Source organism: Acidithiobacillus sp. TH-A36, from assembly GCF_057473445.1.
Window position 1 is genome coordinate 1 of the sequence record NZ_JBYCKP010000264.1, and the last position, 6416, is coordinate 6416.

Sequence of the window (6416 nt, forward strand, 5' to 3'; positions counted from 1 at the left end):
ACCCAAACCAGAAGCCATAAAAACCAGGTAGTTATGCGTTTAAAAACGATGCCATAACCATGGGAAATGGTGCGCCGTGATCCCAGAAAAGACAGCAGGTGATTGATGGCTTTACCGTACCAACGCAAAATGACATAGCTGCCCAGTACGATCAGTACCGTATAAATCGCTCTATGCAATAGCCATTCGGGATCTACATCAATCCCGTATACTGTCATTACCATGTCCTGTCCTTGCCGGGTATTTTATAGGCGCACCTTAGCCGAGCTGCTAGTATATGGCAACAAACAAGGCAAGGAGTAAGCATTGAAACTCAGTAAAATCAGTAGTAACAGCACCATCGAATTGGCGCTCTGGCGCGGTCGGGACTTGCTGTCCCTGCGGAATATCGCCCCGCGATTGACCCTGATGGATTTGCTCGGCGCGAGTGCCAGCCTGCGCAATGATCTGGAACAACGACTTAATCGTGCGCATGCCCAGGACCTGCTCGATCCCACGCAACTGAATTTTCTGCCTCCCTTACCCGAAAACTGCAAAATCCTCTGCGCAGGGCTGAATTATCAAAGTCATGCCACGGAAGTTTCCGCTCCGTCAGCGGAATATCCCAACTTTTTCATGCGTTACGAAGATACTCTGGTGGGACACGGTCAAGCCCTGCGTATCCCTTCCAGCTCCCGTGAACTGGATTACGAAGGAGAACTCGCTGTGGTTATTGGCAAGCCCTGCTTCGGGTCCATGAACGATGCACAAGCGCTGGATTGTGTATCGGGTTACACCATTTTCAACGATGCCAGCGTCAGGGATTTCCAGTTTCGCGCCAGTCAGTGGACCCTGGGCAAAAACTTTCCGGCGACGGGCGGATGCGGTCCTGTGGTGGTCAGTGCCGATGAACTCCCCATGGGAGCCAAAGGCCTGGCCTTGCAGACGTTGATTGATGGTACGGTCATGCAGACTGGCAATACGGCCGATCTGATTTTCAACGTTGCGGCGCTAATTCGTGCCCTGGCGGCAGTCACGCCCCTGCGTTGTGGAGACCTGATCATTACCGGAACCCCGGCCGGTGTAGGATTCACGCGCAATCCGCCGCGCTTTTTACGGGCCGGCGAACACTGCGAAATTCGTATTGAAGGCATCGGGTCGCTTATCAATCCGGTCACGGCAGATTAACCAGGCACGCAGCACTAACGATTGCGCATGAAATCTGCCGTACGCTGCAAGGCGGTCTGTAAATGCGTATACACTTCGGGTGGCATTTCCTGTTCCTGCATGGAGCGCAACATGCAGGCCATCCATTGATCCCGCGCCTGGTCATCTACCGGAAAGCTGGCATGGCGCGCCCGCAGGCGGGGATGTCCAAACTTTTCGACATACAAATCCGGTCCCCCCAGCCAGCCTGAAAGAAACAAAAACAGTTTCTCCTTGGATTCGGCCAGGTCGGCCGGATGCATTTCCCGCAAAGGACTGCGCCATTGGGCTTCACTGTCCATCAAGTCATAAAAACGATTGACCAATGCCCGGACCGCGCTTTCGCCGCCCAACAGGGTATAAGGAGAAGTTTCAGGTTCAAGAATCACAAATCACTCCAGATAGGTATAGCCATGCAGACCATCGGCAAATTGTTGCAGGAAAAGATGCCGTTGCTCAGGGTTGAGATGGGTACATTGATCGACTTTTTTCTGATAACGCGCCAGTAAATCCGGAGCAGAAAACTGCACGTAATTCAATACCGATTCTACGGTATCTCCGGCCACAGGCTGCTCCAGAAGAACCTGACCCTGCGCATTACAAACCACATTCACCGAATCCGTATCGCCGAAAAGATTGTGCATATCACCAAGAATTTCCTGATAGGCACCCACCATAAATATACCCAATATATAGGGCTTGTCATTTTGCACGGCATGAACCGGCAAGGCCGGCGTCAGGCCTTCTGCGGTCACATAGGCGTCAATCCGACCATCGGAATCACAAGTAATATCTTCAATCCGGGCGCGACGTTTTGGTTCTTCATTTAAACGCTGGATAGGCATAATGGGGAAAATCTGGTCAATCGCCCAGACATCCGGCAAAGATTGAAATAACGAAAAATTCACGAAATATTTATCCACAATTTTTTCGTCCAGTTCATCCAGAATATCCCGATGCGCCCGATTATGGGGGTCCAGAAAGCGGCGCACCTGCCAGATAACGCGCGCGTAAATTTCTTCCGCCTGCGCTCTTTGTTCAATATGCAGCAGACCAAGATTAAATTGTTGATGCACTTCACCCAGCAGGTAAATGGCTTCCTGATAAACCTCCAGGGCATCGGAAGCCTGCGCATTCTCCAGGCGTTGCAACAGCCGTTGCCATTCCTCGGTGATTCCCTGCGCGGCAGTTGCAGACAAGGGCAGCTCTCCTGCTGCCATTTCCACATCTGTCACATTCGTCAACAAAATGGCATGGTGAGCGGTCAGAGCCCGGCCCGATTCCGAAACCACATGGGGCTCCGGCAAATTTTCCTGGCGGGACACCTCAGCCAGGGCACTGACAATGGCATGTGCATAATCGCTGACATGATAGTTGGTCGAGCAATAGGCACGCGAATGGGTTCCTTCGTAATCCACCCCCAGACCGCCGCCTACGTCCACGACTTCCAGTGCCGCACCCAGACGCCGCAACTCGGCATACAGTCGCGCGCACTCGCGCATGCCGCCCTTGATAAACTGAATATTTGGAATTTGCGAACCCAGATGAAAATGCAGTAACTGCAGACTTTTCAGGGCATTTTCCCGGCGTAGATGTTCAAGCAAATCGAGAATATGCGCGGTGGACAAACCAAACTTGGATTTTTCTCCACCCGTATTCTGCCATTTTCCGGCACCTGCCGAAGCCAGCCGGGCGCGAACGCCAATGCGTGGTTGGACACCAAGATCCCGGGATTCACTGAGGATGAGCGGTAATTCCGATATTTTTTCCACCACCAGATAAACCCGCAAGCCCAGCTTTTCGCCGCTCAAGGCCAAACGAATATACTCGCGATCCTTATAGCCATTGCAAATGACTGTTCCGCCTACGGGCATTAAGCCCAGCACGGCCAGTAATTCCGGCTTGCTGCCTGCTTCTAGACCCACATTGCCTGAGCCCGCCCGCAGAATTTCTTCCACAACCCGACGTTGCTGATTGACCTTGATGGGATAAACCGGGGTATAGCCCCCCTGATAGCGCGTATCCTGCATGGCGGCCGTAAAGGCGCCACGCAGTTTTTCTACCCGGTGACCGAGAATTTGTGGAAAACGCAGCAGACAGGGCAGCCCCAGGGAGTGTTCTCCCAATTCGCTGGCCACATCAGCCAGTCCAATCGCCGGACTGTCCGCACGCGCATCGGGCCGCACCAGCATTTGCCCGTCTTCGGCGATGTCAAAATAACCCTCGCCCCATTGCTGAAGATTGTAAAGATGACGACTATCGGCCACCGTCCAGCTCATGCCCGCTCTCCCCCTCAAAAGCCTAGCGCAGTCTAAGGGTTCTGCAGGCCACCCGACAAGTCATCTATAGAGCTTCGTTGGCAAAATCCGCCAGTCTTGAGCGTTCTCCACGGCGCAGGGTAATGTGGCCGCTATGTGCCCAATCCTTGAAGCGATCCACCACATAGGTCAGACCCGAGGTGGTTTCCGTCAGGTAGGGCGTATCAATCTGGGCAATATTGCCCAGGCAGACAATTTTGGTGCCGGGGCCTGCCCGGGTAATCAGGGTTTTCATTTCCTTGGAGGTGAGATTCTGGGCCTCGTCGATAATGACAAATTTCTCCAGAAAAGTGCGCCCCCGCATGAAACTCATGGATTTCACGCGAATGCGTTTGTTTAGCAAGTCCTGGGTCGCACTGCGCCCCCAACTCCCGGCTTCATCGCTGCTGCGCGCCAGAATTTCCAGATTGTCTTCCAGCGCACCCATCCATGGCTGCATTTTTTCTTCTTCAGTCCCCGGCAGAAAACCAATTTCTTCGCCTACTGGTACCGTTGCCCGGGTAATAATGACTTCCGAATAGCGTTTATGTTCAAAAACCTGATCCAGAGCGGCCGCCAGGGTCAGCAGGGTTTTTCCGGTGCCGGCATGACCCAGCAGGGTGACAAAATCAATGTCTGGATCCATCAGCAGATTCAAGGCAAAATTCTGCTCAGGATTACGGGCGATAATTCCCCAAACAGCATGACGATCATGTCGATAATCCGTGATCCGCTCGATGATGGCATGTTCAGGATGTACTTCGCGGACAATAGCCGCGAATTCATCGGCACCAGCCTCCCCCTGATTCAGGGCAATAAATTCATTGGCATGCCAATGCTGAATGGCCGGACCGCTGATTTTGTAAAAACTGCGCCCGCTTTCCTGCCAGGCATCCAGATCGCGACTGTGCTGGTCCCAGAAATTTTCACTGAGAATTTCTGAGCCCGTGTACAATAAGTCTGCGTCTTCCAGAGCCCGGTCATTTTCGTAGTCTTCCACGCGAATACCCAGGGTCCGGCCCTTGATGCGCAGATTGATGTCCTTGCTGACCAGAATGACATCTTTTTCAGGGTGACGATTTTGCAAGGCCAAGGTGACCGCAAGAATTTCGTTATCAGCCTTACCACCCGCCAGATCTTCCGGCAAAGCCTGCTGGTAGGCCGCCGTCTGAAAAAACAGACGGCCCTGGGCGTAGGGTAAAGGCAGGCCCTGATCCAGATCCGCCGTATCCGTCAGCAGTTCATCCAGCCTGCGACTGACCTGACGGACGTTACGGGCCTGCTCGCTGAGTCCTTTTTTATGCTGATCCAGCTCTTCCAGAACAATCATGGGAAGCAGAATGTCGTGTTCCTGAAAGCGGAACAGCGACGCTGGATCGTGCATCAGGACATTGGTGTCGAGAATATAAAGCCGTGGTTTTTGGGGCTCCTTGGCAACCGCTTTACCGGCACTCATGGGAGTTTTTTGACAATATCAAGTATCGCCGCCGCATGACCTGCCGCTTTGACCTTGCGCTCCACATAGGCAATTTTGCCTTGCCGGTCAATAATAAAGGTACTGCGCTCTACGCCAATACTGACTTTGCCATACATGTTTTTTTCCTTGAGCACATCAAAAGCGGTGCAGAGTGCTTCGTCCGTATCTGCCAGAAGAGGGAAAGGGAAATTGAACTTGCAGGCGAATTTTTCATGGCTGGCCAGAGTGTCGCGGGAAACGCCCAAAACTTCTGCGCCAGCCGCCTGAAAATCAGGATAAAGTGCCGTAAATTCCTGACCTTCTGTGGTGCAGCCGGGAGTATCATCCTTGGGATAAAAATAAAGGACGACAATTTTGCCGTTGAGATCGCGCAAACGGATTTCTGAATCCTTGCCATAAGCAGCAGCGTGAAATTGCGGGGCATCTTGACCAACGGCGATTTTTTCTGAGGACATGGAAGACTCCTGAGTGAACCTGCTGAAAATCTAGCGCGGCTGATGCCCTAATGTCCAGCCATTCCCCGGATCACGGTCGGACTTGCACCCATGCAGGGGCTGCTCTAGCATGAACCCATGAAAAATCATGCGCATGATACGCCCTCCCCCACGCACAGTGATGCAGAAGTAACCCAGCTATTGCGGGACGCGGGGCAGCGCGTCACCAAGTTACGCGTTGCTGTTTACAGGACGCTTCTGGACGCGGAGCAGCCCCTGAGCCATCCCGAAGTACAGCAACGTCTGGAATCAAGTATCGCAAGCCCAGTAGATCGGGTCAGCTTATATCGCAATCTGGAGTGGTTAGTGGATATCGGCCTGGCCCACCGCATTACCGCTGATGATCGGGTCTGGCGTTTCAGTGCCCGGCGCCTGGAACAATCCAATCAGCATCCCCATTTTCACTGTGTTTCCTGTGGGCAGGTATTTTGTCTCCCGGAGAGCACGGTCTCCACGCCCACTCTTCCCAAGGATTATTCGGTCATCGAAATGGAACTGGTGGTGAACGGTGTTTGTGCCCACTGTGGTAAAAACAAAACCCCCAATTGAATTATTCTGGGGACACCTAAACAACATGACCGGGCCAATATGACCCGGTACTATGCTCCACCCCCGCCTTCACTCCAGATTTCGGCCTGAGCTCTGGAAACCAGCGGTGCCTCAAAACGGCAAATATCCTTACCCCCCTTGGGAGTCGGCACCTTGAGTAATGCGCCCGAGTCGATATCTTCCGGATTAGTCATCTGATTGATCTGCATGAGATGGGCAACAGAACTGTGATACTGCTGGGCAATTTCTGCCAGATTCTGGCCGGGCCTGATGGTGACGCGCATGGTCTGGCCATGATGGCAGGCAGGAGCCACATTCAGCTCCTGCAAGGCATGACGCATGGTCACCCGAAATACGGGTGCCGCTTCTATGCCCCCAAAATTCCATTTGAAATGACTACCGCGCAGGGAAACG

The 6416-nt window shown here is 53.1% G+C and carries 7 protein-coding genes and 1 pseudogene; 2 read left to right on the top strand and 6 right to left on the bottom strand.

Annotated elements, in window-relative coordinates:
• A pseudogene (locus AC2VLY_RS07035) lies at window positions 1-224 on the bottom strand (mechanosensitive ion channel family protein); the annotation flags it as partial.
• Between the two features lie 82 nt (window positions 225-306).
• Here AC2VLY_RS07035 and AC2VLY_RS07040 point away from each other — a divergent pair.
• Window positions 307-1167, top strand: a complete 861-nt coding sequence (locus AC2VLY_RS07040) for a fumarylacetoacetate hydrolase family protein (protein WP_486893981.1) — start codon at window positions 307-309, stop codon at window positions 1165-1167.
• Window positions 1168-1181: 14 nt separating this feature from the next.
• Here AC2VLY_RS07040 and AC2VLY_RS07045 read toward each other — a convergent pair whose 3' ends face one another.
• From AC2VLY_RS07045 to AC2VLY_RS07060, 4 genes are all read right to left on the bottom strand, one after another.
• Window positions 1182-1574: a group II truncated hemoglobin gene (locus AC2VLY_RS07045; RefSeq protein ID WP_193649361.1), complete on the bottom strand. Its 393-nt coding sequence runs from the start codon at window positions 1572-1574 to the stop codon at window positions 1182-1184.
• Window positions 1575-1577: 3 nt separating this feature from the next.
• Entirely contained in the window at window positions 1578-3464 is a 1887-nt protein-coding gene (gene speA, locus AC2VLY_RS07050; RefSeq protein ID WP_193649362.1) for a biosynthetic arginine decarboxylase, read from the bottom strand.
• A 64-nt stretch (window positions 3465-3528) separates the two neighbouring features.
• Window positions 3529-4938 (bottom strand): PhoH family protein, encoded by a 1410-nt coding sequence (locus tag AC2VLY_RS07055; RefSeq protein WP_486893983.1) that lies wholly within the window; start codon window positions 4936-4938, stop codon window positions 3529-3531.
• A complete protein-coding gene (locus tag AC2VLY_RS07060) occupies window positions 4935-5414 on the bottom strand; it encodes a peroxiredoxin (RefSeq protein WP_193649364.1) in 480 nt (159 codons plus the stop codon). The genes AC2VLY_RS07055 and AC2VLY_RS07060 overlap by 4 nt, the downstream gene beginning before the upstream one ends.
• Window positions 5415-5531: 117 nt before the next feature.
• On the opposite strand from AC2VLY_RS07060, the gene AC2VLY_RS07065 reads away from it, so the two are divergent.
• Complete coding sequence (locus tag AC2VLY_RS07065; RefSeq protein ID WP_193649365.1) at window positions 5532-6002, top strand: Fur family transcriptional regulator; 471 nt, start codon at window positions 5532-5534, stop codon at window positions 6000-6002.
• A 50-nt stretch (window positions 6003-6052) separates the two neighbouring features.
• Here AC2VLY_RS07065 and AC2VLY_RS07070 read toward each other — a convergent pair.
• On the bottom strand, window positions 6053-6416 hold a 364-nt coding region (locus AC2VLY_RS07070; RefSeq protein ID WP_486893985.1), incomplete at its 5' end, for a LysM peptidoglycan-binding domain-containing protein.

Excerpts from the sequence above, each read along its gene's own strand:
- speA (WP_193649362.1), bottom strand. The coding sequence starts at position 3,464 with ATGAGCTGGACGGTGGCCGATAGTCGTCATCTTTACAATCTTCAGCAA.
- AC2VLY_RS07055 (WP_486893983.1), bottom strand. The coding sequence starts at position 4,938 with ATGAGTGCCGGTAAAGCGGTTGCCAAGGAGCCCCAAAAACCACGGCTT.
- AC2VLY_RS07060 (WP_193649364.1), bottom strand. The coding sequence starts at position 5,414 with ATGTCCTCAGAAAAAATCGCCGTTGGTCAAGATGCCCCGCAATTTCAC.
- AC2VLY_RS07065 (WP_193649365.1), top strand. The coding sequence starts at position 5,532 with ATGAAAAATCATGCGCATGATACGCCCTCCCCCACGCACAGTGATGCA.